Origin of the sequence: Streptomyces sp. P9-2 (genome assembly GCF_051903975.1) — a bacterium.
In the GTDB taxonomy this organism is placed as follows: Bacteria; Actinomycetota; Actinomycetes; order Streptomycetales; family Streptomycetaceae; genus Streptomyces; species Streptomyces cellulosae.
In genome coordinates, this window is record NZ_CP192633.1 from 3,593,499 (window position 1) to 3,620,300 (window position 26,802).

21 protein-coding genes, 2 rRNA genes and 1 pseudogene are annotated in these 26,802 nt (G+C 69.5%); 14 read left to right on the plus strand and 10 right to left on the minus strand.

Going from position 1 to position 26,802, the window contains the following annotated elements:
- Nucleotides 1–9 precede the first annotated feature (9 nt).
- Entirely contained in the window at nucleotides 10–702 is a 693-nt protein-coding gene (locus tag ACQY0Z_RS16435; protein WP_189899691.1) for a FadR/GntR family transcriptional regulator, read from the minus strand.
- Between the two features lie 82 nt (nucleotides 703–784).
- On the opposite strand from ACQY0Z_RS16435, the gene ACQY0Z_RS16440 reads away from it, so the two are divergent.
- The 4 genes from ACQY0Z_RS16440 (at nucleotide 785) to ACQY0Z_RS16455 (ending at nucleotide 3,272) form a co-directional block, all read left to right on the plus strand.
- The gene (locus tag ACQY0Z_RS16440; protein ID WP_347225514.1) at nucleotides 785–2,137 is read left to right on the plus strand and encodes a CynX/NimT family MFS transporter; all 1,353 of its coding nucleotides are present in this window, start codon (nucleotides 785–787) and stop codon (nucleotides 2,135–2,137) included.
- Nucleotides 2,138–2,172: 35 nt separating this feature from the next.
- Complete coding sequence (locus ACQY0Z_RS16445) at nucleotides 2,173–2,289, plus strand: SGM_5486 family transporter-associated protein (protein WP_019522097.1); 117 nt, start codon at nucleotides 2,173–2,175, stop codon at nucleotides 2,287–2,289.
- Between the two features lie 194 nt (nucleotides 2,290–2,483).
- Complete coding sequence (locus ACQY0Z_RS16450) at nucleotides 2,484–2,690, plus strand: hypothetical protein (RefSeq protein WP_254587334.1); 207 nt, start codon at nucleotides 2,484–2,486, stop codon at nucleotides 2,688–2,690.
- A gap of 63 nt (nucleotides 2,691–2,753) precedes the next feature.
- Nucleotides 2,754–3,272, plus strand: a complete 519-nt coding sequence (locus ACQY0Z_RS16455) for a SixA phosphatase family protein (RefSeq protein ID WP_254587333.1) — start codon at nucleotides 2,754–2,756, stop codon at nucleotides 3,270–3,272.
- A gap of 90 nt (nucleotides 3,273–3,362) precedes the next feature.
- Here ACQY0Z_RS16455 and serB read toward each other — a convergent pair whose 3' ends face one another.
- Nucleotides 3,363–4,571: a phosphoserine phosphatase SerB gene (serB, locus tag ACQY0Z_RS16460; RefSeq protein WP_225627415.1), complete on the minus strand. Its 1,209-nt coding sequence runs from the start codon at nucleotides 4,569–4,571 to the stop codon at nucleotides 3,363–3,365.
- 79 nt (nucleotides 4,572–4,650) lie between these two features.
- Nucleotides 4,651–6,624 (minus strand): streptophobe family protein, encoded by a 1,974-nt coding sequence (locus ACQY0Z_RS16465; protein WP_439812459.1) that lies wholly within the window; start codon nucleotides 6,622–6,624, stop codon nucleotides 4,651–4,653.
- A gap of 244 nt (nucleotides 6,625–6,868) precedes the next feature.
- On the opposite strand from ACQY0Z_RS16465, the gene ACQY0Z_RS16470 reads away from it, so the two are divergent.
- Complete coding sequence (locus tag ACQY0Z_RS16470; protein WP_439812460.1) at nucleotides 6,869–9,388, plus strand: FHA domain-containing protein; 2,520 nt, start codon at nucleotides 6,869–6,871, stop codon at nucleotides 9,386–9,388.
- Nucleotides 9,389–9,479: 91 nt separating this feature from the next.
- Here ACQY0Z_RS16470 and ACQY0Z_RS16475 read toward each other — a convergent pair whose 3' ends face one another.
- The 3 genes from ACQY0Z_RS16475 to ACQY0Z_RS16485 form a co-directional block, all read right to left on the minus strand.
- Entirely contained in the window at nucleotides 9,480–10,202 is a 723-nt protein-coding gene (locus tag ACQY0Z_RS16475) for a transglycosylase SLT domain-containing protein (RefSeq protein ID WP_189899698.1), read from the minus strand.
- A gap of 353 nt (nucleotides 10,203–10,555) precedes the next feature.
- Entirely contained in the window at nucleotides 10,556–11,599 is a 1,044-nt protein-coding gene (locus ACQY0Z_RS16480) for an S-adenosylmethionine:tRNA ribosyltransferase-isomerase (protein WP_439812461.1), read from the minus strand.
- Entirely contained in the window at nucleotides 11,596–12,294 is a 699-nt protein-coding gene (locus ACQY0Z_RS16485; protein ID WP_254588286.1) for an SDR family NAD(P)-dependent oxidoreductase, read from the minus strand. The genes ACQY0Z_RS16480 and ACQY0Z_RS16485 overlap by 4 nt, the downstream gene beginning before the upstream one ends.
- Nucleotides 12,295–12,546: 252 nt before the next feature.
- On the opposite strand from ACQY0Z_RS16485, the gene ACQY0Z_RS16490 reads away from it, so the two are divergent.
- The 3 genes from ACQY0Z_RS16490 to ACQY0Z_RS16500 all read left to right on the plus strand — a co-directional run bounded on the left by ACQY0Z_RS16490 (nucleotide 12,547) and on the right by ACQY0Z_RS16500 (nucleotide 14,727).
- Nucleotides 12,547–13,692, plus strand: coding sequence for a GAF domain-containing sensor histidine kinase (locus ACQY0Z_RS16490; RefSeq protein ID WP_254588285.1), 1,146 nt, complete (start codon nucleotides 12,547–12,549; stop codon nucleotides 13,690–13,692).
- Nucleotides 13,685–14,326, plus strand: a complete 642-nt coding sequence (locus tag ACQY0Z_RS16495; protein ID WP_189899706.1) for a response regulator — start codon at nucleotides 13,685–13,687, stop codon at nucleotides 14,324–14,326. Before ACQY0Z_RS16490 ends, ACQY0Z_RS16495 begins: the two co-directional genes overlap by 8 nt.
- 155 nt (nucleotides 14,327–14,481) lie before the next feature.
- Complete coding sequence (locus ACQY0Z_RS16500) at nucleotides 14,482–14,727, plus strand: chaplin (protein ID WP_019522087.1); 246 nt, start codon at nucleotides 14,482–14,484, stop codon at nucleotides 14,725–14,727.
- Nucleotides 14,728–14,814: 87 nt separating this feature from the next.
- On the opposite strand, the gene ACQY0Z_RS16505 is transcribed toward ACQY0Z_RS16500, so the two are convergent.
- Complete coding sequence (locus ACQY0Z_RS16505) at nucleotides 14,815–15,603, minus strand: hypothetical protein (RefSeq protein ID WP_189899708.1); 789 nt, start codon at nucleotides 15,601–15,603, stop codon at nucleotides 14,815–14,817.
- 164 nt (nucleotides 15,604–15,767) lie between these two features.
- Between ACQY0Z_RS16505 and ACQY0Z_RS16510 the strand changes: the two are divergent.
- From ACQY0Z_RS16510 to ACQY0Z_RS16520, 3 genes and pseudogenes are all read left to right on the plus strand, one after another.
- Nucleotides 15,768–16,298: pseudogene (locus ACQY0Z_RS16510) on the plus strand (ABC transporter ATP-binding protein); the annotation flags it as partial.
- 374 nt (nucleotides 16,299–16,672) lie between these two features.
- The gene (locus ACQY0Z_RS16515) at nucleotides 16,673–17,104 is read left to right on the plus strand and encodes an NfeD family protein (protein WP_439812462.1); all 432 of its coding nucleotides are present in this window, start codon (nucleotides 16,673–16,675) and stop codon (nucleotides 17,102–17,104) included.
- A 159-nt stretch (nucleotides 17,105–17,263) separates the two neighbouring features.
- Nucleotides 17,264–18,217, plus strand: a complete 954-nt coding sequence (locus tag ACQY0Z_RS16520) for an SPFH domain-containing protein (protein ID WP_189899712.1) — start codon at nucleotides 17,264–17,266, stop codon at nucleotides 18,215–18,217.
- Between the two features lie 139 nt (nucleotides 18,218–18,356).
- Here the strand turns inward: ACQY0Z_RS16520 and ACQY0Z_RS16525 are convergent, their stop codons facing one another.
- From ACQY0Z_RS16525 to ACQY0Z_RS16535, 3 genes are all read right to left on the minus strand, one after another.
- Complete coding sequence (locus ACQY0Z_RS16525) at nucleotides 18,357–18,863, minus strand: HNH endonuclease (RefSeq protein WP_189899713.1); 507 nt, start codon at nucleotides 18,861–18,863, stop codon at nucleotides 18,357–18,359.
- A 207-nt stretch (nucleotides 18,864–19,070) separates the two neighbouring features.
- Entirely contained in the window at nucleotides 19,071–19,610 is a 540-nt protein-coding gene (locus tag ACQY0Z_RS16530) for a YbhB/YbcL family Raf kinase inhibitor-like protein (protein WP_189899715.1), read from the minus strand.
- A 41-nt stretch (nucleotides 19,611–19,651) separates the two neighbouring features.
- Nucleotides 19,652–20,434 (minus strand): sporulation protein, encoded by a 783-nt coding sequence (locus tag ACQY0Z_RS16535; RefSeq protein ID WP_189899717.1) that lies wholly within the window; start codon nucleotides 20,432–20,434, stop codon nucleotides 19,652–19,654.
- Between the two features lie 187 nt (nucleotides 20,435–20,621).
- Between ACQY0Z_RS16535 and ACQY0Z_RS16540 the strand changes: the two genes are divergently transcribed.
- The 3 genes from ACQY0Z_RS16540 (at nucleotide 20,622) to ACQY0Z_RS16550 (ending at nucleotide 26,742) form a co-directional block, all read left to right on the plus strand.
- Complete coding sequence (locus ACQY0Z_RS16540; protein ID WP_189899719.1) at nucleotides 20,622–21,263, plus strand: DNA-3-methyladenine glycosylase; 642 nt, start codon at nucleotides 20,622–20,624, stop codon at nucleotides 21,261–21,263.
- Nucleotides 21,264–21,782: 519 nt separating this feature from the next.
- A 16S ribosomal RNA gene (locus ACQY0Z_RS16545) occupies nucleotides 21,783–23,310 on the plus strand.
- 308 nt (nucleotides 23,311–23,618) lie between these two features.
- A 23S ribosomal RNA gene (locus tag ACQY0Z_RS16550) occupies nucleotides 23,619–26,742 on the plus strand.
- Together the 16S and 23S rRNA genes form the textbook arrangement of a ribosomal RNA operon.
- Nucleotides 26,743–26,802 lie beyond the last annotated feature (60 nt).

Sequence of the window (26,802 nt, forward strand, 5' to 3'; positions counted from 1 at the left end):
AGGGCTCGCTCAGCCGCTCGCGCGGGAGGTGAACCGCCCCGGCTTGCACGCCATCGGGTAGGAGGCGGCCTCCTCGGCCGCCGTCGCCTCGTCGCCCGCGCGGATCGCGTCCACCAGCCGGCTGTGGTCCATGTGCGTCTCCGGCGACATGTCCCCGCCCACGTCGTCGCGCAGCCAGTCCCGCAGCACCTCGCCCAGGTCCGCGTACAGCGCGGTCATCACGTCGTTGTGCGAGGCGGCCACGACGGCCATGTGGAACGTCGCGTCCGCCGTCACGAACGTCTCCGCGTCGCCCGACTCCCACGCCTCCTCACGGCGCCGCAGGAGCGCGTCGAGCTGCTTCAGGTCCTTCTCCGTACGCCGCTGCGCCGCCAGCCGCGCCGCCGACGACTCCAGGGAGGAACGCAGCTCGGCGATGTGCCGGGGGTCGGCCTCGGCGAAGCGGCGGTGCATCACACCCGCCAGCTCGCTCGTGGCGAGCACATAGGTGCCGGAGCCCTGGCGGATGTCGAGCAGGCCGTTGTGCGCCAGCGCGCGCACCGCCTCACGGACGGTGTTGCGGGCGACCCCCAGCTGTTCGACCAGCTCCGGCTCGGTGGGGACGCGTGAGCCGACCGGCCACTCGCCCGACGTGATCTGGGCCCGCAGGGCGGCGATGACCTGCTCGGACAGCGCGGATCGGCGCGGATGGCTCAGAGGCATGCTTCACCTTCGCACGGCGTAGGCCGCGTACGACGTCCGCGACATGGACAACCAATCATCCCATGATTCTATGATGGGTGTCATGACTCGTGTGACTGGTGGCGGAACCCGGACGACAGCGTCCGCCACCGCCCGTACGCCCGCCACGACCGCGCTCCCGGAACAGCCCGGCGCCCCCCTGCGCGCGTGGCGGAAACGGCTGCTCGTCGCCGGCATCGTGCTGGCCGCCCTCAACCTGCGCCCCGCCATCACCAGCTTCGGCGCCCTCCTCGAAGAGGTGCGCGCCGGGCTCGGCATGAGCGGCAGCGTCGCCGGCCTGCTCACCTCCCTGCCCGCGCTGTGTTTCGCCGTCTTCGGCGTCACCGCGCCCCGCCTGGCCCGCCGCTTCGGCCCCGCCGCCGTGGTGTGCGCCGGCATGGCCGCCATCGCCACCGGCCTGCTCGTGAGGCCCTACGTCGGCAGCACGGCCGCCTTCCTGCTCGCCAGCGGTCTCGCGCTCGGCGGCATAGCCGTGAGCAACGTGCTGATGCCGGTCATCGTCAAGCGCTGGTTCCCCGACCGGGTCGGCTCCATGACCGGCCTGTACTCGATGGCCCTCGCCCTCGGCACCGCCTCGGCGGCGGCCGTGACCGTCCCGGTGACCGACGCGCTCGGCGGCGACTGGCAGGCGGGCCTCGCCGTCTGGGCGGCCCTCGCGGCGGCCGCCGCCCTGCCCTGGCTCGCCTTCGTACGGGACCGGGGCGGCGCCTCGGGAGCCTCCGGGGCGCCGGAGCCGTCGCAGGGGGACGGGCGTCCCGAGGAGCGGCCCGCCGGGCAGACGCCGGCGCTGCGTATCACCCGCAGCCGTACGGCGTGGGCGCTGGCCGTGTTCTTCGGGCTCCAGGCCACCGGCGCCTACATCACCATGGGCTGGATGGCGCAGATCTTCCGGGACGCGGGCGTCTCCGCGGGCCGGGCGGGAATGCTGGTCGCCGTCACCATGGTGATGGGGGTCCCCCTGGCGTTCGTCATCCCGCGGATCGCCGCCCGGCTGCCCCGGCAGGGTCCCATCGTGGTCGGGCTGGGCGTCAGCGGCCTGCTCGGGTACGCGGGTCTCTGGTTCGCACCGGCCGCGGGCGCATGGGCCTGGGCGGTGCTGCTGGGCATCGCCAACTGCGCCTTCCCGCTCGCGCTCACCATGGTCGGCATGCGGGCGCGGACCGGCGCGGGCGTGGCCCAGCTGTCGGCCTTCGCGCAGAGCACCGGCTATCTGATCTCCATCCCCGGGCCGCTGCTGGTGGGCGTGCTGTACCAGCACAGCGGGGGCTGGGGGCTGCCGATCGCGCTCATGGCGGCTCTGATGGTCCCGCAGATGGTCTTCGGGGTGATGGCCGGACGGGACCGCACGGTGGAGGACGAGGCGGCACGCCGAGACGCCGCCCGGAGCACCCCCTGACCGGTGCCGGGCGGGGAGGATGCGACACTTTCCCCATGCCAGTCCTCGAGCCGAACCCGCAGAACGGCCAGAAGAAGATGCTGCTCGTCTTCGGCGCGTTCTTCGCGATCTTCATCGTCATCGGCGTCATCGCGACGGTGCTCGCGCCCTGAACGCGGCCCGGTCGACACCCGGCGCGGTGACCGGTTCCGCGCCCTGAGGGTGGTGCCGGCACCCCCGTCCCCTAGGGGGCCAGGCTCAGGGTCAAGTGGGTGGATCACCGGATGGGTTGACGCCCCGCCGATATGTACCTTCGAGATGTGGCCGCGACAGGCGGCCAGGGAACACTCGAAGAGCGGAGGCACCCATGTCGGCGCGCACGCACTCCCGGCCCGTTCCGGCACCCCGGGCCGGTGCCGCCACTCGGCTGCCGTGGTGGGCCCTGGCCCTCCCCGCCCTCGCCTTCGTGGCCCTGCTCGCCCTCGTCCTCGACCCCTCCGACGCGCACGCGAGCGCCGGTGAGCCCGCGCTCACCCTCCTCGTCGAGCGGGCGCAGCAGCTCATGGCCCGCTGAACGCGCCGAGGCGCCGGTCAACTCCCTGCGCCCCGTGGCCTGTTTCATGCGAAGCTGGGTGCCATGAGCGTCGCAGAACCCCGCAGGATTGTCCTTTTCCGGCATGCGAAAGCCGACTGGCCTCCGGTGTCCGACCACGAGCGGCCCCTCGCCGAGCGAGGGCGACTGGACGCCGCGGCCGCCGGCCGCAAGCTGGCCGACACCGGCGTCGCCTTCGACCTGGCCCTGTGCTCCACGGCGGTCCGCACCCGGGAGACCTGGAAGCTCGCGGTCCACGAGTTCCCGAAGCGGCCGAAAACCGTCTACGAGGAGCGGATCTACGAGGCCTCGCCCGGCGAGCTGATCGCCCTGCTCAACGAGACCCCCGACGACGCGCAGAACGTCCTGCTGATCGGACACAACCCGGGCGTGCAGGGGCTGGCCGACATCCTGGCCGGCGCGTCCGAGGGCGACGCGCGCGAGCGCATGACGCGGCGCGGCTTCCCGGCCGCCGCCTTCGCGGTCCTGACCTTCACCGGCCCCTGGAAGTCCCTGGAGCCCGGCACGGCCACGCTGGTCGACTACTGGGCGCCCACGGAGTGACCCCCGGCTGACCCGCCCGGCACGACAGGGGCCCGGCACCGACCTCGTCGGCGCCGGGCCCCTGTCGTCGTCACGGCCGGTGCGCGCCGCTCAGTCGCCCGCGAGCGTGTCCGCGGCCTCGACCTCTTCCCGCGTGATGCCCAGCAGATAGAGGACCGTGTCCAGGAAGGGGACGTTCACCGCCGTGTGGGCCGCCTCGCGCACCACCGGCTTGGCGTTGAAGGCGACACCGAGACCCGCCGCGTTCAGCATGTCCAGGTCGTTCGCGCCGTCACCGATCGCCACGGTCTGCGACAGCGGCACACCCGCCTCCGCCGCGAACCGGCGCAGCAGCCGCGCCTTGCCCGCCCGGTCGACGATCTCGCCGGTCACCCGTCCGGTGAGCCTGCCGTCGACGATCTCCAGCGTGTTCGCCTGGGCGAAGTCCAGACCGAGACGCTCCTTCAGGTCGTCGGTGACCTGGGTGAAGCCGCCCGACACCACGCCCACCTGGTAGCCGAGCCGCTTGAGCGTACGGATCAGGGTGCGGGCGCCCGGCGTCAGCCGCACCTCGCTGCGCACCTTGTCGATCACGGAGGCGTCCAGCCCCTCCAGCAGCGCCACGCGCGCGTGCAGCGACTGCTCGAAGTCCAGCTCCCCGCGCATCGCCGCCGCCGTCACCTCGGCGACCTGGTCCTCACAGCCGGCGTGCGCCGCGAAGAGCTCGATCACCTCGTCCTGGATGAGCGTGGAGTCCACGTCCATCACCACCAGGCGCTGCGCTCTGCGGTACAGGCCCGCCGCGACCACCGCGATGTCGACCCGGAACCGGGCCGCGTCCGTCACCAGCGCGGTGCGCAGCGCCTCCGTCTCCACACCGGACACCGCGAACTCCACGGCGGTCACCGGGTACTTGGCGAGCCGGAAGATACGGTCGATGTTGCCGCCGGCCTTGGTGATCCGCGCGGCGACCGCGGCCGTCGCCTCCGAGGTGAGGGGGTGGCCCAGCACGGTCACCAGGGACCGGCCGAGACCGCGGGGGCGGTTGTCGCCCTTGCCCGAGATGATCTCCGCCTGCATCTTGATCGAGTCCGCCCAGCTGTGGACGGTCGCCCGCAGGTCACCCTCCATTCCCGCCGGGGGCTGGGTCACGAGCGCGCACAGCACGATGCGGCCCCGGGTGACGACCTGCTCGATGTCGACCACGTCGACGGAGTAGGCGGCGAGGGTGTCGAAGAGGCCGGCCGTGATGCCCGGCCGGTCCTTCCCGAAGATCTTGACCAGGAGGGTGGGAACGTCGGAGGTCTGCGATGCGCTCATGGTGCTCCCACCGTATCCGGCACCCAGTGCCCCGCGCCCGCCCGGTCCGCCCTCCGGACACCCCGTCGGGGGCCGTCCCCTACCGTCCCCGAGGCCCCCGGCCGTCCCGGTCTCCTTCATCCGGTTCGCCCGGACCCGGAGGCCGTGGCGCCGGCGGTGGCGGGGGAGGGGGCGGCACCCTGTCCGGCCACAGACGGCGGCGGTCCGGGCGCGGCGGGCGTGGGGGCGGGGTGGGGCCGGCGACGGTGGGAGCCGCGGCCACGTCGTCCGCACCGCCGCCCGCGCTCCCTGGCGCACTCCGTTTCCGTACGCCCGCGTCCCCGGGCGTGCCCCGGCCTCGCACCGCGTCGGTCGTGCCCCGACCCGGCACCGCGTCCTGAGGAACACCCCGTTCCCTCCGCGTCCCCGGCAGCCGTAGATACGGATTGGTGTCCGGGTTGGGCGGCCGGTACGGCGTCCCCGGCCGGTAGGGACCCGAGGGCACCGAAGCGGGCGAGCCCTCGGCACCCCGTGCCAGTACCGCCACCCGCGTCCCCGCCACCCCGCACGCCCACGCCAGCAGCGCCCCCGCAGCGCCCGCCCCCGCGCCCCACACCGCCCCGAGCGGCACCGCCAGGCCCAGCCGCCCGCTCAGTTCCAGCCCCGCGTCGAACGCGTCGTACCCCAGCACCGACAGCGAGGCGCCCACGGACACCTCCGTGAGCCACACCAGCACCGGCAGCGTCACCGCCGTGACGGCGCCCAGCCGCAGCGCGCACCGCCCCGCGAAACCACCCGCCCCCGGCGCGCTCCCCGGCCCTGGCGCGCTCCCCGGCCCTGGCGCGCTCCCCGCCCCCGGTGCGCTCCCCGCCGCCGGCGTCCGCACCGCCCCCGGCGCACTCCCCGTCCCCGGTGCACTCCCCACCGCCGGCGTCCGCGCCGCCCCCGGCGCGCTCCCCGCCCCCGGCGCGCTCCCCGCCACCGGCGTCCGCACCGCTGTCAGCACGCCCGCCAGCAGCATCGCCGTCGCCGCGCCGATCCCCAGGAGCCACACCCGCCCGTCCAGCTCGGCCAGCGCGCCCAGGGTGACCGGTTCCTCCCTCCCCGTCCGCAGCAGATCGTCCAGGGGGTGGGGCAGCGCCCCCAGCAGCGCCCCGGTCCCCTCGGCGTCGTACGGGACGGACAGCCCGACCGACCACCCCAGCCACACCCCGTTCGGCGCCCCGAGCAGAGCCGCCCCGGCGATCCGCCGGGGATGGTCGTCGCCGATCGCCGCATACGCCGCGGCCGCGATCCCCGCCGCCACCGCGACCAGCAGCACCGCGACGACCGACGAGACCGCCGGCCGCACCACCCGGTGCAGCGCCTCCCACCCGCGCGGCAGCGGAGTACGCCGGGACGCCAGCAGCGCGACCAGCAGCACGCCCGCCGACCAGCCGAGCCCGGCCAGCAGCGTCGGCGCCGTGTCGACGGTGAACCCCACCGTCACCTCTGCGTCGACCAGGTCCCCCACCCGGTCCGGCAGCAGCTCCCCGATGTCGCCGAGGCCGGGGACCTCCAGCCCCCCGCCGCCGTCCGAGCCGGGCAGGCCGTCCACACCGAGGGCGGCCACGTCGACGGTGATCACGTCGTGCCCCGCCCACGCCAGCCCGCCCGCCGTCGCGACGGCCAGCGCGACCACCGCCCCCGCCCGCGCGGCGAGTTCACGGCCGGACACCGCGACTCCCGCCGCCCGTAAGGACCTCAGGAAGACGAGGGACAGCAACAGCGCCCCCACCAGCCCCACGCCGAGCGGCATCACGTCGCTCGCCGTGTCCGCCTCGGCACCGGACAGCCCGAACGCCGACACGTCCCCCGTCGGCGTGACCGAACCGCCCACCGCGAGTGCCACCACCGCGGCCGCCATCGGCCCCAACGCCCCCGCCGTGTCCGTGTCCAGGAGGTGCAGTCCCAGCGCGGCCGTCCCCGCCATGCCGATCAGCGCCCAGCTCACCGCGGCGACCGCGGACGTCACCACGTCCGCCCACGGCACTCCGCTGTCGCGGCCCGGCCCGGCGCCTGTGGCAGTACTCATGGGCAGACCCCCCGATCCGCGGAGCGGCCCGGCAGGCCGCACTTGTCCCCCTCGCGTGGTTTACCACTCTCCGGGGCGATTTCAACCCCCGTCCGGACAGGGCCGTCGACGCCTTGTCGCGGGGTCGTGACAGGGCCGACTTTCGGTCGGAGGGCCGGGCCTGAAATAGTTCCCCCCGATGTTCGACATCCCTAGACTCCCTGCGACGGGGGAAATTCGGGGGAACAACTCAGTGGGGCATGGAGTGCCGGAACTCGTACTGGAATCAAACGGACGCACCTGGACGCTCGATCCGTCCAGGTCCTACACCCTGGGACGTGACCCGCAGGGCGACGTCGTCCTCGACGACGCCAGGGTGTCCTGGCGTCACGCCACGATCAGCTTCAGCGGCCGCAGTTGGGTGATCGAGGACCACGGCAGCACCAACGGCACCTTCGTGCAGGGGCAGCGGATCCATCACCTGGAGTTCACCGCCGACACGGTACTGAACCTGGGCAACGCCAACGACGGGCCGCGCGTGACGCTGTCCGGAGTCGCCGCCGTGCCGCAGGGTCAGCCGCAGCAGCCGTACGCCGCCCAGGGCGCGGGCGCCGGCTGGGGGCAGCAGCCGCCCGCCCAGCAGCAGCCGGCCCAGCAGCCCGGCCAGCAGGGCTGGCAGCAGCAGCCGCAGCAGAAGGCGCCGCACATCCCGCAGCAGCAGGGCCCCGGTGGTGGCGCGGGGGCGCCGCCGGTCTACGGCGACCGCAGTCCCACGACGTTCCACCAGTTCTCGCTCGGCCGCGTGATGCGCATCGGCCGTGCCCTGGAGAACGACCTGGTCGTCTCCGACCTCCAGGTCTCCCGCAACCACGCGGAGTTCCACTCGACGCCCGACGGGCGCATGGAGATCCGCGACCTGGGCTCGCACAACGGCACCTACGTCAACGGTCAGCCGATCCCCAAGGGCGGCTCCCAACTCCTCGGCCCCACCGACATCGTGGGTGTCGGTCACTCGACGTTCCGGATCGTCGGCGACCGGCTCGAGGAGTTCGTCGACACCGGTGAGGTGTCCTTCTCCGCCCGCCACCTCACCGTCACGGTCGACGGCGGCAAGCAGATCCTGAAGGACGTCTCCTTCGGCGTCCCGGAGAAGTCCCTGATCGCGGTCATCGGCCCGTCCGGCTCCGGCAAGTCGACGCTGCTCAAGGCGCTCACCGGCTACCGGCCCGCCAACCAGGGCGAGGTGCTGTACGACAACCGCAACCTGTACAAGCAGTTCGCCGAGCTGCGCCAGCGCATCGGTCTGGTCCCGCAGGACGACATCCTGCACAAGGAGCTGACCGTCAAGCGCGCCCTGAAGTACGCGGCCAAGCTGCGCTTCCCCGCCGACACCACGGCGGCCGAGCGCGAGGCCCGTATCGACGAGGTGCTGCGCGAGCTGAAGCTGGACATCCACAAGGACAAGAAGGTCACGTCCCTGTCCGGCGGCCAGCGCAAGCGCGTCTCGGTGGCGCTGGAGCTGCTCACCAAGCCGTCGCTGATCTTTCTGGACGAGCCGACCTCCGGCCTCGACCCGGGCATGGACCGTGATGTCATGCAGCTGCTGCGCGGCCTCGCCGACGACGGCCGCACGGTGCTCGTGGTGACCCACTCGGTGGCCGAGCTGGCGATCTGCGACAAGCTGCTGGTGATGGCGCCGGGCGGTTCGGTCGCCTACTTCGGCCCGCCCGAGGAGGCGCTGAACTTCTTCGGCTACGACACCTGGGCCGACGTCTTCTCCGCCTTCGAGAACTACCGCGACTACGACTGGGCGGGCCGCTGGAAGGGCTCGCAGCACTACCAGATGTACGCCGCGGACGTCGACGCGGTCGCCCCGCAGTCCGTACAGGTCCCGGCGATGCAGGCGATGAAGCCGCCGAAGCCGCAGGGCTGGGCGTCGCAGTTCTCCACCCTGGTGCGCCGCTACGTGTCGGTCATCGCCTCCGACAAGGGCTTCCTCGCCCTGTCGATCATCCTGCCGCTGGTCCTCGGCTCGGTCAGCCTGCTCATCGACCAGGGCAAGGACCTGCTGGTCAACACGGAGATCAACCCGAGGACGGGCAGGCCCGTCGCCAACGGCACGGCGCTCACGGTGCTGCTGATCCTCGCGGTGGGCGCGTGCTTCGCCGGCGCCGCCAACTCCGTGCGTGAGCTGATCAAGGAACGCGTGATCTACGAGCGGGAGCGCGCCACCGGCCTGTCCCGCTCGGCGTACCTGATGTCGAAGGTCTTCGTGCTGGGCCTGATCACCATGATCCAGGGCCTGATGATCGGCGTCATCGGCTTCTCCAGCCGCACCGTGCCGGACGAGGGTCTCGTCCTCGGCGGCCAGATCCTGCTGGAGCTGTGCATCCCGATCATGGCACTGGGCTTCACCGCGATGATGTTCGGCCTGATCATCTCGGCCCTGGTGAAGACCGCCGAGAAGACGATGCCGCTGCTGGTGATGTTCGCGATCGTCCAGGTCGTCTTCACCGGCTGCCTGTTCCCGCTGGCCAACTCGGTCGGCGTGAACGAGCTGTCGTACCTGATGCCGTCGCGCTGGGCGGTCGCCGCCGCGGGCACGACGCTGGACTTCAACAACATCAGCCCGCCGGCCAAGGGCGACAGCGACGACCCGCTGTGGGAGCACACCGCCGCCGCCTGGGCGACGGACATGGGCGCCCTGATCGCGCTCGGCGTGGTCTGCGGCTTCTTCGTGGCGCGCTTCCTGCGCCGCCACGAGCCGGAGGTCATGCGCAAGTAGTCCCGCCGAACGACCCCGAAGGGCGGCACCCCGTCAGGAGGGTGCCGCCCTTCGGCGTCTGTGTGCGGAGGGAGAGGTCCGCGCCGACCTCTCAGTACGCGCTGTCGACGTTGTCCATGGTGCCGTACTTGTCGGCCGCGTAGTTGCAGGCGGCGACGATGTTGGCGACCGGGTCGTAGATGTCCTTCGGGGTGCCCTTGACGTGGTACGCCTCGAAGGTCGGCGGGATCACCTGGAGCAGGCCCTTGGAGGGGATGCCCTTCTGGGCGTTGATGTCCCAGAGGTTGATCGCCTTCGGGTTGCCGGAGGACTCACGCAGGATGTTGCGCTTGATCCCGTCGTAGGAGCCCGGGATGCCGTGCTTCTTCATGATGGACATGGCCTCGCGGATCCAGCCGTCGAGGTTGTCGCCGTACTTCTTCGGAGCGGCCTTCTTCACCTCGGCGCGCTCGGTGGACCGGCTCGCGGACTCCGCGGCCTGGCGGGCCTTCGCGGCCTTGGCCTCGGCGGCCGCCTTCTTCTTCGCGGCGGCCTCGGCGGCGGCCTGCTTCTTGGCCGCGATCTCCTCGACCTTGACGCTGGCGCCGGCGAGCTGGCTGTTGACGTCGGCCTTGACGCCCTGGATCTGCTGGGTGCTGTAGGCCACCTTCGCCGTCTGGGCGGGGGCCTCGGCCGTGGTCGTCGTCGAGGCGTTGCTCGGGACCGCCGAGAAGCCGATGGCGGCGGCACCGAGAGCGGCGACGCCCGCGGCGGCGATCTTGTGGTGACGGGTCAGGGCTCGACTATGACCACGGGTGAGGATGTGCTTGGGCATGCGGAACGGACCTCTTCGTGTAGCGCGGAGGTCGCTCGATGTCCGGTGGGACTGGTGCTTCTTCGGCACACGAACGCCGCGGGCGGGAAGCCCACGGCGCTGAGCGACGCAGCCATTGTTAGCGGCCGCAAAATCGCTGGGCAAAGATGTGACCTACGAAGCCGGGTAGTGGATCAGGGGGGTGCGAAACCGGGCAGATGGGACTGTTCGTCCGGCATGTAAGGGTGGTTTGACTCTCCTAATCCGCTTCGTACGTGATGTGCGCCCTATGCCCGGCCTCACACCGACCCCCCTCCCTCCTTACCGCGTGTTGCTGACGCAACGCGCTGTGTGAGGAGTTCCGCGGCCCTCGGTCAGGACCGCAGCAGCAGGTGCACGTCCCCGAACTCGTGCCACAGGTACCGCCCGTCCAGCGCCTCCTCGTAGCCCCGTGCCACCGCCTCCCGCCCCGCGACCGCCTCCAGCATCAGCAGGTGCGACGCCTCCGGTTCGTGCAGCCCGGTCAGCAGCCCGTCCACCACCCGCACCCCCCGCTCCGGCGTCACCACCAGGTCCGTCCACCCCGACCGGGCCCGCACCACCCCGTCCGGACCGGCCGCCGACTCCAGCGCCCGCACGGCGGTCGTCCCCACCGCGACCACCCGCCCGCCGCCCGCCCGCACCGCCCCGATCAGCCGCGCCGACGCCTCCGGCACCGCGAACCGCTCCGGGTACGGCGGCTCGTGCGCCTCCGCCGACGCCACCCCCGTGTTCAGCCGCACCGGCGCGACCAGCACCCCGCGGCTCACCAGCTCCGTCACCGTCCGCGCGGTGAACGGACGTCCCGCGCTCGGCATCTCCGCGCTCCCCGAGCCGTCCCGCGACGGCAGCGCGAACACCGTCTGATACGCCGACAGCGGCTGGTCCCGCTCCGTGTACGCGTACCGGATCGGCCGCCCGTGCTCCCGCAGCAGCCCCGGCACGCCCCTGGACACCCGCGCCCACCACAGCCGAGGCGCCCCCGCGCTCAGCGGCTCCTCCACCCACAGCCGCGCACCCCCGGCCAGCCGCACCCCTGTACCCGCACGCGTGCCCGCGCGCACGCGCGTGGTGCCGCGCCCGTCCGGATCCCGCAGTTCGACGGCCCAGCGTCCGTCGTCGCCCCGGGTGGAGAAGTGCACCACCACGCGCGCGTCGCCGGTCCGGCCGTCCACGGCCGCCGCCAGCGTCGGCGAGGTGTTCACCACCAGCAGGTCGCCCGCGCGCAGCAGCCGCGGCAGCTCCGCGAACGCGTGGTGGGACACCTCCGTGCCTCGCGACACCAGCAGCCGCACCGCGTCCCGGTCCCGGCCGGGCGCGCGCAGCTCTACGGGCACCCGCGCCGACAGCTCCTCGGGGACCCGGAACGTGACGGTCACCGCCGTCCCTCCAGCAGCGCCGGGGCGCCGTAGCGGCCACTGGTCGGCCGCTCCTCCAGCAGCCGCAGGAACCCCGGCACGACCGACTCCGGCTCCGGCCGCGGGTCGTCGTCGTCCGGCACGGCCGCCGCGTACAGGTCCGTCGCCATGTCCCCCGGATCGACCGACCACACCCGCAGCCCTGGCTCCTCCTCCGCCAGCACCGCCGCCAGCTGGTCGAGACCCGCCTTCGACGCGCCGTACCCTCCCCACGTGGGGTACGCCTCCGCGGCGGCGTCGGAGCTCACCACCAGCACCGCGCCCGCCTCGGCGGCCCGCAGCAGCGGCAGCGCCTCCTGCACCAGGCCCAGCGCGGCCACCAGGTTCACCTCCAGGGCCTGCCGCAGCCCCTCCAGCGGCAGCTCCGCCAGCCGTACCAGCGGCTCGGCGCCCAGCGCGCTCGCGTTGTGCACCAGCAGGTCCACCCCGCCCAGCCGCCAGGCCGTCGCCACCAGCTCCGCCCGGTGCCCGGCGTCCGTCACATCGCCCGGCACCGCCGTCACCCGCGTGCCGTGCGCCGAGGCCAGCACCACCGTCTCCGCCAGGCGGTCCTCGCCCCGCGCGTCCAGCACGAGGTCCCAGCCCCGCTCCGCCAGCCCTACGGCCAGCGCCCGTCCGAGCCCCTTCGAGGCTCCCGTGATGATCGCAACCGGCATGACAGCCGTCCCCTCGTCCGTGGTGTCGTCCCGCCCTCTCGGCGTGTGATCAACGTAGGAACCGGGGACGTGCGGCCGCCTCGGGCGCGGGACGCAGCCGCCCGGGTCCCTTCGCCCTACGCCGGGACGCCCCCGCCCCGCGACCTAGGACGCGCCGGCGTCCCGGGACCCCGGACCTAGGACCAGCGGCGGGGGAGAGGGGCGTGCGGCGGTCCGATCCGCCGGCCCGCGCCCCGCCGGTACCGTGAGGACATGAGCCACGGCCCCCGGTCCGGCCTCGCCGCGGTGAGTTCCGCGTTGCTGGCCATGAGCAGGCATCTCGAGGTGCGCGACGTCCTCAAGACGATCGTCGCCTCGGCCCGCGAACTCCTCGACGCCCAGTACGCCGCCCTCGGCGTGCCCGACGACCACGGCGGCTTCGCCCAGTTCGTGGTGGACGGCGTCAGCGACGCGCAGTGGAAGGCCATCGGCCCCCTGCCGCGCCGGCACGGCATCCTCGCCGCGATGCTCGACGACGCCGCCCCGCAGCGCCTCGCCGACGTGCGCCGCGACCCCCGCTTCGAGGGCTGGCCCAGCGCCCACCCCGACCTCGTCGACTTCCTGGGCCTGCCGATCCGTGACGGCGACGAGGTGCTCGGCGCCCTGTTCCTCGCGAACAAGAACTGCCCCAAGCCCGACGGCGCCTGCGGCTTCACCGAGGACGACGAGGAACTGCTCGGCATCCTCGCCCAGCACGCCGCCATCGCCCTCACCAACGCCCGCCTCTACGAGCGCAGCCGCGAGCTGACCATCGCCGAGGAGCGCTCCCGCCTGGCCCACGAGCTGCACGACGCCGTCAGCCAGAAGCTGTTCTCCCTGCGCCTCACCGCCCAGGCCGCCGCCCGCCTCGTGGACCGCGACCCGGCCCGCGCCAAGGGCGAGCTGCAGCAGGTGGCGGAGCTGGCCGCCGAGGCCGCCGACGAACTGCGCGCCGCGGTCGTCGAACTGCGCCCCGCCGCCCTGGACGAGGACGGGCTCGTGGCCACCCTGCGCACCCAGGTGCAGGTCCTCGACCGCGCCCACAGCGCGCGCGTCACCTTCACCGGCCACGGCGTGCGCGCCCTGCCCGCCGCCCAGGAGGAGGCCCTGCTGCGGGTCGCCCAGGAGGCGCTGCACAACGCCCTGCGCCACTCCGGCGGCACCCACGTCGACGTGACCCTGGAGCGGCGCGGCAACGGCGCGGTCCTGCGGGTCTGCGACGACGGCGGCGGCTTCGACCCGCACACCGTGCGCCGCGCGGGCCGCCATCTGGGCCTGGTCTCCATGCGGGACCGGGCGAGCGGGGTCGGCGGCAGGCTGACCGTGGAATCGGCGCCCGGCAAGGGCACCACCATCGAGATGGAGGTCCCCGGTGGCTGACACGATCAAGGTGCTGCTGGTCGACGACCACCAGGTGGTCCGGCGCGGCCTGCGGACCTTCCTGGAGGTGCAGGACGACATCGAGGTCGTCGGCGAGGCCGCGGACGGCGCCGAGGGGGTCGCCCTGGCCGACGAGCTCCAGCCCGACGTCATCCTCATGGACGTCAAGATGCCCGGCATGGACGGCGTGGAGGCGCTGCGCAAGCTGCGCGAGCTGGACCACCGCGCCCGTGTGCTGGTCGTCACCAGTTTCACCGAGCAGCGCACGGTGATCCCCGCCCTCCGCGCGGGCGCCGCCGGGTACGTCTACAAGGACATCGACCCTGACGCGCTGGCCGGCGCCATCCGTTCCGTGCACGCCGGGCACGTGCTGCTCCAGCCGGAGGTGGCGGGCGCGCTCCTGTCCCAGGAGGAGGGCGGCACCGGGGCGGGACGCGCGGGCTCCCTCACCGAGCGGGAGCGCGAGGTGCTCGGGCTGATCGCGGACGGCCGCGCCAACCGGGAGATAGCCCGCGCCCTCGTCCTCTCGGAGAAGACGGTGAAGACGCACGTGTCGAACATCCTGATGAAGCTCGACCTGGCGGACCGCACCCAGGCCGCCCTGTGGGCCGTACGGCACGGGCTCAGCGGCTGACCGCCGCCCCCGAAGTCACCGGAAGGTTCCCCTCCGGTGAGAGATTCATACCGTAGGGGGAATGGCACCCGGGCTCCGTGTCCCCGGCCCGTGCCACGCGTTGCCCAGTGCGGACCGCGGCGATCGCCGCGGTCGTCGCAAGGAGGGCTCGGAAAGTGAAGAACCTGAAGAAGGCAGCGGCCGTGACGATGGTGGCCGGCGGTCTGCTCGCCGCCGGTGCGGGCATGGCCTCCGCCACCGAGGGCAGCCACGCGCACGGTAAGGCCGTGGGCTCCCCGGGCGTCGTCTCCGGCAACCTCGTCCAGGTCCCGGTCGACGTCCCGGTCAACGTGTCGGGCAACAGCATCAACGTCATCGGCGTGCTGAACCCGGCCTTCGGCAACGTCGCCGTCAACCACTGACGACCGACGCCACCAGACGACAAGCCCCGGCCGCCCGCCCCCACCCGGCGCCGGGGCTCGTCCCTGTCCAGGGGCCCGTGCCCGCGTTCAGCGCGCCCCGCGCTCCTCCACGAACGCGTTGTAAGCGGCCACCTGCGCCCGCCGCGCCGTCCGCTCCACCGGCCGCAGCGCCAGCGCCCGCGCCGACATCTCCGACGCGCTCACCGCGCCGCCGTGCCCATGCTCCGTCGCCAGCGTCACCAGCGCGCCCACCCGCTGCGCCAGCTCCAGCACCCGCACCGCACGCGGCGGATACCCCGGCGCCAGCACGTCCTGCCCGCGCGACGCCGTGGCCCGCGCCCGGTACGCGTCGATCGCCGCCTCCGCGACCGGACCCGACCCGGCCACGTCCAGCCGCGTCAGAGCCTCCGTCGCCTCCCGCAGCGCCTCCGCCAGCTCCCGCTCCGCCTCACCCAGCGACGGCACGTCAGCCGGCGGAGCCTCCCGCACCGGCAGACACCGCCAGAGGACCTCCACATGCACATCGCCCTCGGGCCCGGCCTCCGACATCTCCGGCACCAGCCCCAGCGCCGCCCCCTGACACACCACGGCCTCCTCGGCCTCCAGCGCCCGCGCGTTGAACTCCGGCGGCCCGCTCAGCCCCAGCGGATGCCCCGGCGCCGGCAGCGCCACCCGCAGCCCCGACACCCCGAGCCCGCGCAGCCGCCCCAGGGCCAGCGTCAGCCCCACCGGCTCGGACTCCCCGGGCACCCCCTCCACCCGGTGCACCACGTCCTCCCCGACGACGGCGAGCGCCGCCTCGTCGGGGGAGACAAGTCCGGCAAGCAGGGCATTGCCCCAAGCGGCGAGACGACCAGAGCGTGGTTCCGAAAGCATGCGTACACCCTAGACAGCGCCCGGAAACAGGACCGATGGAATGTCCGGGTCGGCCGGTGGCGTAGATTTCATGATGGGCTCCCGCCCACGGGTGCGGCGGACCGACCCACAAGGCGTACGCGACAGCCGAGACCGGCCACACTGCAAGGGGAGACAAGGCGCTCATGAGCGATGTTCTGGAACTTCAGGACGTATCCGTGGTCCGTGAGGGCCGGGCTCTGGTGGAGCAGGTCTCCTGGTCGGTCAAGGAGGGTGAACGCTGGGTCATCCTCGGCCCCAACGGCGCCGGCAAGACCACCCTGCTGAACATCGCGTCCAGCTACCTCTACCCCAGCAAGGGCACCGCCACCATCCTCGGCGAGACCCTCGGCCGCCCCGGCACCGACGTCTTCGAGCTGCGCCCCCGCATCGGCGTGGCCGGCATCGCCCTCGCCGACAAGCTGCCCAAGAAGCAGACCGTCCTCCAGACCGTCCTCACCGCCGCCTACGGCATGACCGCCGGCTGGCAGGAGGAGTACGAGGACATCGACGAGCAGCGCGCCCGCGCCTTCCTCGACCGCCTCGGCATGTCGGAGTACCTGGACCGCAAGTTCGGCACCCTCTCCGAGGGAGAGCGCAAGCGCACCCTCATCGCCCGCGCCCTGATGACCGACCCCGAGCTGCTCCTCCTCGACGAGCCCGCCGCCGGCCTCGACCTCGGCGGCCGCGAGGACCTGGTGCGCCGCCTCGGCCGCCTCGCCCGCGACCCGATCGCCCCCTCCATGATCATGGTCACCCACCACGTGGAGGAGATCGCCCCCGGCTTCACCCACGTCCTGATGATCCGTCAGGGCAAGGTCCTCGCCGCGGGCCCGCTCGAGCTCGAGCTCACCAGCCGCAACCTGTCCCTGTGCTTCGGCCTGCCGCTCGTCGTCGAGCAGGTCGGCGACCGCTGGACCGCCCAGGGCCTCCCGATGAGCTGACACGGCGCCCCCCGTGCACAAGACGCGCACAACACCCGGCACGACAAGGCACGTTCGACCGACCGGCGCCCTGTCCGTGACCGGGTGCGCGGTTCTACCATGACCATGTGGACATCGACGCATGGCTGTGGTGGCTGATCGGCGCGGCGGCACTCGGCATCGCCCTGGTGATCACCGCGATGCCCGAACTCGGCATGCTCGCGGTGGGCGCCGTCGCCGCGGCAGTGGTCTCCGGCATCTTCGGCGGCGGAGCCGTCGCCCAGGTCGCGGTCTTCGCCGTCGTCTCGACCGCGCTGATCGCCGTCATCCGTCCCATTGCCCGCAGACACCGCTCCCAGCGACCCGAACTGGCCACCGGCGTCGACGCGCTGAAGGGGAAACAGGCTGTCGTCCTCGAACGCGTCGACGGCAGCGGCGGGCGCATCAAACTGGGGGGCGAGGTCTGGTCCGCCCGCGCCCTCGACACCGGCCGCTCCTACGAGGTCGGCCAGGAGGTCGACGTCGTGGACATCGAGGGGGCCACCGCGATCGTCATGTGATCCCGCACCGCCCGTGCGACACAACCGGCGCGAACACGCCCCCGGTTGGGCCCGCGGTCTGACAGACTCGACCAGCAAGATCTACAACCGCACGACCGTGCACAGGCACACACGACCTGCCGTAGGCGCCGAGGCTAAGAAGGGTTCGGGGAACCGACGATGGAACCGGTCATCATCGTCCTGATCATCCTGGTGGTGTTGGTCTTCATCGCCCTGATCAAGACGATCCAAGTCATCCCACAGGCCAGCGCCGCCATCGTCGAGCGCTTCGGCCGCTACACGCGGACGCTCAACGCGGGCCTCAACATCGTCGTCCCGTTCATCGACACCATCCGCAACCGCATCGACCTCCGCGAGCAGGTCGTCCCCTTCCCGCCGCAGCCGGTGATCACCCAGGACAACCTGGTCGTCAACATCGACACCGTCATCTACTACCAGGTGACCGACGCCCGGGCCGCCACCTACGAGGTCGCCAGCTACATCCAGGCGATCGAGCAGCTCACCGTCACCACCCTGCGCAACATCATCGGCGGCATGGACCTGGAGCGGACCCTGACCTCCCGCGAGGAGATCAACGCGGCCCTGCGCGGCGTCCTCGACGAGGCCACCGGCAAGTGGGGCATCCGCGTCAACCGCGTCGAGCTCAAGGCCATCGAGCCGCCGACCTCCATCCAGGACTCGATGGAGAAGCAGATGCGCGCCGACCGTGACAAGCGCGCCGCGATCCTCCAGGCCGAGGGTGTCCGCCAGTCCGAGATCCTGCGCGCCGAGGGCGAGAAGCAGTCCCAGATCCTGCGCGCCGAGGGTGAGGCCAAGGCGGCGGCTCTGCGCGCCGAGGGCGAGGCCCAGGCCGTGCGCACGGTCTTCGAGGCCATCCACGCCGGCGACCCGGACCAGAAGCTGCTCTCCTACCAGTACCTCCAGATGCTCCCGAAGATCGCCGAGGGCGACGCCAACAAGCTCTGGATCGTCCCCAGCGAGATCGGCGACGCCCTCAAGGGCCTCTCCGGCGCCGTGGGCAACTTCGGCTCCAACCTGACCGGCGGCAACCCCGGCGGAGGCACCGCCAACGTCCCCGCCCAGGAACGCCGCGAGAAGCCCTCGATCGACTGAGAGCCCCAAAAACACGAGTTCCCCGCTCCCCCCCTCAAGGGGGCGCGGGGAACTCGTGTTTCCGGGGCGCGGGGAACCGCGCGATCAACCACGACGAACCCGCACCCGGACTGCCAGCTCAACCCCTACGGCGAAGCCGTCACGCCGCGGCCGACGCCAGCCACTCCGGCAACGCGTCGTACTCCTCCGCGCCCAGCGCCAAGAGCATCGCGTCCGCCGGCGTAGGCTCGTACGGCTGACGCAGCAACGGCATCCCCGCCTGCTCCGGCGTCCGATTCGCCTTGCGGTGATTGTCCTCGGCGCACGAGGCCACCGTGTTCAGCCAGGTGTCCTGCCCGCCGAGCGACCGCGGCACCACGTGGTCGACGGTCGTCGCCCTCCGGCCGCAGTACGCGCACCGGTGCCGGTCCCTCACCAGCACACCCCGCCTCGACCACGGCGCACGTCTTCGGAACGGCACCCGCACGTACTGGCAGAGCCTGATCACCCGGGGCGCCGGTATGTCGACCGCGGCTCCCCGCATCCGCAGTTCGGGGTGGGCCTGCTCGACGACGGCCTTGTCCTGCAGCACCAGAACGACGGCTCGGTTCAGCGTCACCGTCGACAACGGCTCGAAGCTCGCGTTCAGCACCAGCGTGTCCCGCATACCAGCCCACCTCCCGTGCGCACCGGCCCGCCCCTCGGCGGGCTGGAACAACTCTGGCCGGGCGCGCCGGGATGGACAACGCAATATCCGCTGCTCCCACGGAAGACGCCTCCCGGGGACCCCGGCGGAAAAAATGCCCGCCCCTGATCAATTCCAAGACCAGGGGCGGGCAAACGTTCCGGGAACGTCCGGTGTCGCGCGGGGGACTCAGGACTCCGCGGGCACCTCGTACTCACCGATCAGCTGCGCACGCGCCAGCGTGTGGAACCGCAGGTTGAAACCGACCACGGCGGGCGAGGCGTTCTCGTCCGGACCCAGCTTCTCCTGGTCCACCGCGTACACCGTGAACACGTACCGGTGCGGACCGTCCCCGGGCGGCGGCGCGGCACCGCCGAACTCCTTGGTGCCGTAGTCGTTCCGCGCGTGGACGGCGCCTTCGGGCAGCCCCTCGAACGGGGGGTTGCCCGCACCCGCCGGCAGCTCGGTCACCGAGGCCGGGATGTCGAACACCACCCAGTGCCAGAACCCGCTGCCCGTCGGGGCGTCCGGGTCGTAGCAGGTCACTGCGAAGCTCTTGGTCTCCGGCGGGAAACCCTCCCAGCGCAGATGCGGCGACGTGTTGCCCGCCGCGTGGACCTGAGCGTCCTTGAGCGTCGCACCCTCCTTCACATCGTCGCTCGTCACCGTGAACGACGGCACGGGCGGATGGAAGTCATGGGGGAGCGGCCGCCGCTTGAGCTCGGTCACCTCGGTACCTCCTGATCGATGACGTTCAGTCCCGAACGAGCCTAGAACCAGTTCCGCTTGGAGCCGACCTCCGACAGCCACTGGTTCAGGTACGCCGCCCAGTCGGTCCCCTGGTAGTCGTTGAGACCCACCTGGAAGGACCGGAACGTGTCGCTGCCCTCGCTGAACAGACCCGGCCTTTTGTCCATCTCCAGCACCACGTCCATCGCCTGCGCGTCGGCGACGAAGCTCAGCTCCACCTGGTTCAGCCCGCGGTACTGCGACGGCGGATAGAACTCGATCTCCTGGTAGAACGGCAGCTTCTGCCGCGTGCCCCGGATGTGGCCGCGCTCCATGTCCGCGTTCTTGAACCGGAACCCGAGCTGGATGAACGCGTCCAGGATCGCCTTCTGCGCCGGCAGCGGGTGCACGTTCACCGGGTCCAGGTCACCGGAGTCCACGGCCCGCGCGATCGCCAGTTCCGTCGTCACACCGATGTCCATCCCGCGTAGCGGCTGCCCGTCGATCATCGTGATCGGCGTCTCCCACGGGATCTCGAGCCCGAACTGCACCGCGTGCACCGCACCCGCCTGCAGCTCGAAGGCGCCGCCCAGCTGCTGCTTGGTGAACTCGATGTTCTGCTTGTACTCCTCGTCGCCGCTCTCGACCTCGACCTTGGCCTGAAGACCGACCGACAGCCCCTCGATCTGCTGGTTCACGGACCCGCCCTGGATCCGCACCTCGCCCTGGACGACACCCCCAGGAACGACGTTGACCTCGTGCAGCACCGTCTCGACCGAGGCCCCGCCGGCCCCCAGACTCGCCAGCAGCTTCTTGAACGCCATGTCTCTCCCTCTCCAGGCGACCCCAGCGGGCCACACCTGATCCACCGGCCCGCAGCACGTCGTACGCCGGACTCGATCCCTAACAACGCGATCCGACCGCGGCCGGTTCCGTGTGACCACACCCTGGCAACCGCGGCGGCGGCTTGACCAGCCCGCGGCCCACCCGCCTCCAGTACCCTCGGACGGCATGATCGCGAGCCCCGACCGTACGCCCCTGCCGAGGGAGTTCTTCGACCGGCCCGTCCTCGAGGTCGCCCCCGATCTGCTCGGCCGCCTCCTCGTCCGCGACACCCCCGACGGCCCGATCGCCCTCCGCCTGACCGAGGTCGAGGCCTACGACGGACAGAACGACCCCGGCTCGCACGCCTATCGCGGACGCACGGCCCGCAACGAGGTGATGTTCGGTGCGCCCGGCCATGTGTACGTCTACTTCACCTACGGCATGTGGTTCTGCATGAACCTGGTGTGCGGACCCGAGGGACGGGCGAGCGCGGTTCTGCTGCGCGCGGGGGAGATCGTGGAGGGCGCGGAGCTGGCCCGCGTCCGCCGGCTGTCCGCCCGCAACGACAAGGAACTCGCCAAGGGTCCGGCCCGCCTCGCCACGGCCCTGGACGTCGACCGCTCCCTCAACGGCACGGACGCCTGCGCCACCGGCGACACCCCCCTGCGCATCCTCCACGGCACGCAGGTCGACCCCGCACAGGTACGCAGCGGCCCCCGCACCGGCGTCTCCGGGGACGGGGCCGTGCACCCCTGGCGGTACTGGGTAGCGGACGACCCGACGGTCAGCCCGTACCGCGCCCACGTGCCTCGTCGACGCCGAAGTTGACTCGCCCCGGGAAGATGCGTAAGGTAGCCCGAGCCGCTTGAGCCGGGCAGGGCATTCGTCCTGCATCCGCAAGCGGCCAACCCACTACCTACGACCACCCCTTCAGCGGGGTCGAATTCTGCGTGTCCGCATGCCCGAATTCGAAGCCGCCGGCCCCGATTATGAATCGGGCGGGGAGATCGGTTAACGTAGTGAATGTCGAAAGGCCGACGGGCGAAAGCCCAAAACCCAACGACGTCCCGCCGACCGGGAATCGGAGCCGAAAGGGTCTGATAGAGTCGGAAACGCAAGACCGAAGGGAAGCGCCCGGAGGAAAGCCCGAGAGGGTGAGTACAAAGGAAGCGTCCGTTCCTTGAGAACTCAACAGCGTGCCAAAAGTCAACGCCAGATATGTTGATACCCCGTCTCTCTGAGGCGAGGTTCCTTTGAAGAAATACACAGCGAGGACGCTGTGAACGTCGGGATTATTCCTCCCGATGTTCCGCTCTCGTGATGTGTGCACCCGATCACGGGTAAACATTCACGGAGAGTTTGATCCTGGCTCAGGACGAACGCTGGCGGCGTGCTTAACACATGCAAGTCGAACGATGAAGCCCTTCGGGGTGGATTAGTGGCGAACGGGTGAGTAACACGTGGGCAATCTGCCCTGCACTCTGGGACAAGCCCTGGAAACGGGGTCTAATACCGGATACTGATCGCCTTGGGCATCCTTGGTGATCGAAAGCTCCGGCGGTGCAGGATGAGCCCGCGGCCTATCAGCTTGTTGGTGAGGTAATGGCTCACCAAGGCGACGACGGGTAGCCGGCCTGAGAGGGCGACCGGCCACACTGGGACTGAGACACGGCCCAGACTCCTACGGGAGGCAGCAGTGGGGAATATTGCACAATGGGCGAAAGCCTGATGCAGCGACGCCGCGTGAGGGATGACGGCCTTCGGGTTGTAAACCTCTTTCAGCAGGGAAGAAGCGAAAGTGACGGTACCTGCAGAAGAAGCGCCGGCTAACTACGTGCCAGCAGCCGCGGTAATACGTAGGGCGCGAGCGTTGTCCGGAATTATTGGGCGTAAAGAGCTCGTAGGCGGCTTGTCGCGTCGGTTGTGAAAGCCCGGGGCTTAACCCCGGGTCTGCAGTCGATACGGGCAGGCTAGAGTTCGGTAGGGGAGATCGGAATTCCTGGTGTAGCGGTGAAATGCGCAGATATCAGGAGGAACACCGGTGGCGAAGGCGGATCTCTGGGCCGATACTGACGCTGAGGAGCGAAAGCGTGGGGAGCGAACAGGATTAGATACCCTGGTAGTCCACGCCGTAAACGGTGGGCACTAGGTGTGGGCGACATTCCACGTCGTCCGTGCCGCAGCTAACGCATTAAGTGCCCCGCCTGGGGAGTACGGCCGCAAGGCTAAAACTCAAAGGAATTGACGGGGGCCCGCACAAGCGGCGGAGCATGTGGCTTAATTCGACGCAACGCGAAGAACCTTACCAAGGCTTGACATACACCGGAAAACCCTGGAGACAGGGTCCCCCTTGTGGTCGGTGTACAGGTGGTGCATGGCTGTCGTCAGCTCGTGTCGTGAGATGTTGGGTTAAGTCCCGCAACGAGCGCAACCCTTGTCCCGTGTTGCCAGCAGGCCCTTGTGGTGCTGGGGACTCACGGGAGACCGCCGGGGTCAACTCGGAGGAAGGTGGGGACGACGTCAAGTCATCATGCCCCTTATGTCTTGGGCTGCACACGTGCTACAATGGCCGGTACAATGAGCTGCGATACCGCGAGGTGGAGCGAATCTCAAAAAGCCGGTCTCAGTTCGGATTGGGGTCTGCAACTCGACCCCATGAAGTCGGAGTCGCTAGTAATCGCAGATCAGCATTGCTGCGGTGAATACGTTCCCGGGCCTTGTACACACCGCCCGTCACGTCACGAAAGTCGGTAACACCCGAAGCCGGTGGCCCAACCCCCTTGTGGGGAGGGAGCTGTCGAAGGTGGGACTGGCGATTGGGACGAAGTCGTAACAAGGTAGCCGTACCGGAAGGTGCGGCTGGATCACCTCCTTTCTAAGGAGCACTTCTCACCAACTTCGGTTGGTCAGAGGCCAGTTCATCAGCGAACGTCTGATGCTGGTTGCTCATGGGTGGAACGTTGACTACTCGGCACGGTCCAGGATGGACCAGGCGCTAGTACTGCTCTTCGGGGCGTGGAACGCTTATCTGGTCAACTGACTGTGTCGGGCACGCTGTTGGGTGTCTGAGGGTACGGCCGTGTGGCTGCCTTCAGTGCCGGCCCCAGTGAACTCCGGGTTTTTCCGGGGGTGATGGGTGGTTGGTCGTTGTTTGAGAACTGCACAGTGGACGCGAGCATCTGTGGCCAAGTTTTTAAGGGCGCACGGTGGATGCCTTGGCACCAGGAACCGATGAAGGACGTGGGAGGCCACGATAGGCCCCGGGGAGTCGTCAACCAGGCTTTGATCCGGGGGTGTCCGAATGGGGAAACCCGGCAGTCGTCATGGGCTGTCACCCGCTGCTGAACACATAGGCAGTGTGGAGGGAACGCGGGGAAGTGAAACATCTCAGTACCCGCAGGAAGAGAAAACAACCGTGATTCCGGGAGTAGTGGCGAGCGAAACCGGATGAGGCCAAACCTACGACGTGTGAGACCCGGCAGGGGTTGCGTCGTGGGGGTTGTGGGATCTCTCTTTCATGGTCTGCCGGCCATGAGACGAGTCAGAAACCGTTGATGTAGGCGAAGGACATGCGAAAGGTCCGGCGTAGAGGGTAAGACCCCCGTAGTCGAAACGTCAGCGGCTCGTTTGAGAGACACCCAAGTAGCACGGGGCCCGAGAAATCCCGTGTGAATCTGGCGGGACCACCCGCTAAGCCTAAATATTCCCTGGTGACCGATAGCGGATAGTACCGTGAGGGAATGGTGAAAAGTACCGCGGGAGCGGAGTGAAATAGTACCTGAAACCGTGTGCCTACAAGCCGTGGGAGCGTCGCGCAAGGACTTGTCCTTGCGTCGTGACTGCGTGCCTTTTGAAGAATGAGCCTGCGAGTTTGCGGTGTGTTGCGAGGTTAACCCGGGTGGGGAAGCCGTAGCGAAAGCGAGTCCGAACAGGGCGTTTCAGTAGCACGCTCAAGACCCGAAGCGGAGTGATCTAGCCATGGGCAGGTTGAAGCGGAGGTAAGACTTCGTGGAGGACCGAACCCACCAGGGTTGAAAACCTGGGGGATGACCTGTGGTTAGGGGTGAAAGGCCAATCAAACTCCGTGATAGCTGGTTCTCCCCGAAATGCATTTAGGTGCAGCGTCGTGTGTTTCTTGCCGGAGGTAGAGCACTGGATAGGCGATGGGCCCTACCGGGTTACTGACCTTAGCCAAACTCCGAATGCCGGTAAGTGAGAGCGCGGCAGTGAGACTGTGGGGGATAAGCTCCATGGTCGAGAGGGAAACAGCCCAGAGCATCGACTAAGGCCCCTAAGCGTACGCTAAGTGGGAAAGGATGTGGAGTCGCACAGACAACCAGGAGGTTGGCTTAGAAGCAGCCACCCTTGAAAGAGTGCGTAATAGCTCACTGGTCTAGTGATTCCGCGCCGACAATGTAGCGGGGCTCAAGCGTACCGCCGAAGTCGTGTCATTCACACAATAGGGCCAACGCCTGTGTGGATGGGTAGGGGAGCGTCGTGTGCCGGGTGAAGCAGCACCGGAAGGTAGTTGTGGACGGTTCACGAGTGAGAATGCAGGCATGAGTAGCGATACAAACGTGAGAAACGTTTGCGCCGATTGACTAAGGGTTCCTGGGTCAAGCTGATCTGCCCAGGGTAAGTCGGGACCTAAGGCGAGGCCGACAGGCGTAGTCGATGGATAACCGGTTGATATTCCGGTACCCGCTGTGAAGCGTCAAACATCGAATCCAGTGATGCTAAGCCCGTGAAGCCGCCGGCTGAGTCTTCGGACGAGGTCGGAGTGGTGGAGCCGGTGACCCGAGCTGGTAGTAGGTGAGTGATGGGGTGACGCAGGAAGGTAGTCCATCCCGGGCGGTGGTTGTCCCGGGGTAAGGGTGTAGCCCGAGTGGTAGGCAAATCCGCCACTCGTATAAGGGTGAGACCTGATGCCGAGCCGATTGTGGTGAAGTGGATGATCCTATGCTGTCGAGAAAAGCCTCTAGCGAGTTTCATGGCGGCCCGTACCCTAAACCGACTCAGGTGGTCAGGTAGAGAATACCGAGGCGTTCGGGTGAACTATGGTTAAGGAACTCGGCAAAATGCCCCCGTAACTTCGGGAGAAGGGGGGCCATTCCTGGTGAGAGCACGTGCTGCTCGAGCTGGGGGTGGCCGCAGAGACCAGCGAGAAGCGACTGTTTACTAAAAACACAGGTCCGTGCGAAGCCGTAAGGCGATGTATACGGACTGACGCCTGCCCGGTGCTGGAACGTTAAGGGGACCGGTTAGCTCACCTTCGGGTGGGCGAAGCTGAGAACTTAAGCGCCAGTAAACGGCGGTGGTAACTATAACCATCCTAAGGTAGCGAAATTCCTTGTCGGGTAAGTTCCGACCTGCACGAATGGCGTAACGACTTCTCGACTGTCTCAACCATAGGCCCGGTGAAATTGCACTACGAGTAAAGATGCTCGTTTCGCGCAGCAGGACGGAAAGACCCCGGGACCTTTACTACAGTTTGATATTGGTGTTCGGTTCGGCTTGTGTAGGATAGCTGGGAGACTGTGAAGCTCGGACGCCAGTTCGGGTGGAGTCGTCGTTGAAATACCAGTCTGGTCGTGCTGGATGTCTAACCTGGGTCCGTGATCCGGATCAGGGACAGTGTCTGATGGGTAGTTTAACTGGGGCGGTTGCCTCCTAAAGAGTAACGGAGGCGCCCAAAGGTTCCCTCAGCCTGGTTGGCAATCAGGTGTTGAGTGTAAGTGCACAAGGGAGCTTGACTGTGAGACCGACGGGTCGAGCAGGGACGAAAGTCGGGACTAGTGATCCGGCGGTGGCTTGTGGAAGCGCCGTCGCTCAACGGATAAAAGGTACCCCGGGGATAACAGGCTGATCTTCCCCAAGAGTCCATATCGACGGGATGGTTTGGCACCTCGATGTCGGCTCGTCGCATCCTGGGGCTGGAGTCGGTCCCAAGGGTTGGGCTGTTCGCCCATTAAAGCGGTACGCGAGCTGGGTTTAGAACGTCGTGAGACAGTTCGGTCCCTATCCGCTGTGCGCGTAGGAGTCTTGAGAAGGGCTGTCCCTAGTACGAGAGGACCGGGACGGACGAACCTCTGGTGTGCCAGTTGTTCTGCCAAGGGCATGGCTGGTTGGCTACGTTCGGGAGGGATAACCGCTGAAAGCATCTAAGCGGGAAGCCTGCTTCGAGATGAGGACTCCCACCTCCATGAGAGGGTAAGGCTCCCAGTAGACGACTGGGTTGATAGGCCGGATATGGAAGCACGGTAACGTGTGGAGTTGACCGGTACTAATAGGCCGAGGGCTTGTCCTCAGTTGCTCGCGTCCACTGTGTTAGTTCTGAGACAACGACCGTTGTCGGCTTTGAGTAGAA

What these genes read in the sequence shown, in the direction of transcription:
- ACQY0Z_RS16475 (WP_189899698.1), bottom strand. Translation starts at nt 10,202, where the DNA reads ATGCCCAAGCACATCCTCACCCGTGGTCATAGTCGAGCCCTGACCCGT.
- ACQY0Z_RS16465 (WP_439812459.1), bottom strand. Translation starts at nt 6,624, where the DNA reads ATGAGTACTGCCACAGGCGCCGGGCCGGGCCGCGACAGCGGAGTGCCG.
- ACQY0Z_RS16445 (WP_019522097.1), top strand. Translation starts at nt 2,173, where the DNA reads ATGCCAGTCCTCGAGCCGAACCCGCAGAACGGCCAGAAGAAGATGCTG.
- ACQY0Z_RS16535 (WP_189899717.1), bottom strand. Translation starts at nt 20,434, where the DNA reads ATGGCGTTCAAGAAGCTGCTGGCGAGTCTGGGGGCCGGCGGGGCCTCG.
- ACQY0Z_RS16450 (WP_254587334.1), top strand. Translation starts at nt 2,484, where the DNA reads ATGTCGGCGCGCACGCACTCCCGGCCCGTTCCGGCACCCCGGGCCGGT.
- ACQY0Z_RS16435 (WP_189899691.1), bottom strand. Translation starts at nt 702, where the DNA reads ATGCCTCTGAGCCATCCGCGCCGATCCGCGCTGTCCGAGCAGGTCATC.
- ACQY0Z_RS16505 (WP_189899708.1), bottom strand. Translation starts at nt 15,603, where the DNA reads ATGCTTTCGGAACCACGCTCTGGTCGTCTCGCCGCTTGGGGCAATGCC.
- ACQY0Z_RS16490 (WP_254588285.1), top strand. Translation starts at nt 12,547, where the DNA reads ATGAGCCACGGCCCCCGGTCCGGCCTCGCCGCGGTGAGTTCCGCGTTG.
- serB (WP_225627415.1), bottom strand. Translation starts at nt 4,571, where the DNA reads ATGAGCGCATCGCAGACCTCCGACGTTCCCACCCTCCTGGTCAAGATC.
- ACQY0Z_RS16455 (WP_254587333.1), top strand. Translation starts at nt 2,754, where the DNA reads ATGAGCGTCGCAGAACCCCGCAGGATTGTCCTTTTCCGGCATGCGAAA.
- ACQY0Z_RS16540 (WP_189899719.1), top strand. Translation starts at nt 20,622, where the DNA reads ATGATCGCGAGCCCCGACCGTACGCCCCTGCCGAGGGAGTTCTTCGAC.
- ACQY0Z_RS16525 (WP_189899713.1), bottom strand. Translation starts at nt 18,863, where the DNA reads ATGCGGGACACGCTGGTGCTGAACGCGAGCTTCGAGCCGTTGTCGACG.
- ACQY0Z_RS16520 (WP_189899712.1), top strand. Translation starts at nt 17,264, where the DNA reads ATGGAACCGGTCATCATCGTCCTGATCATCCTGGTGGTGTTGGTCTTC.
- ACQY0Z_RS16440 (WP_347225514.1), top strand. Translation starts at nt 785, where the DNA reads ATGACTCGTGTGACTGGTGGCGGAACCCGGACGACAGCGTCCGCCACC.
- ACQY0Z_RS16485 (WP_254588286.1), bottom strand. Translation starts at nt 12,294, where the DNA reads ATGCCGGTTGCGATCATCACGGGAGCCTCGAAGGGGCTCGGACGGGCG.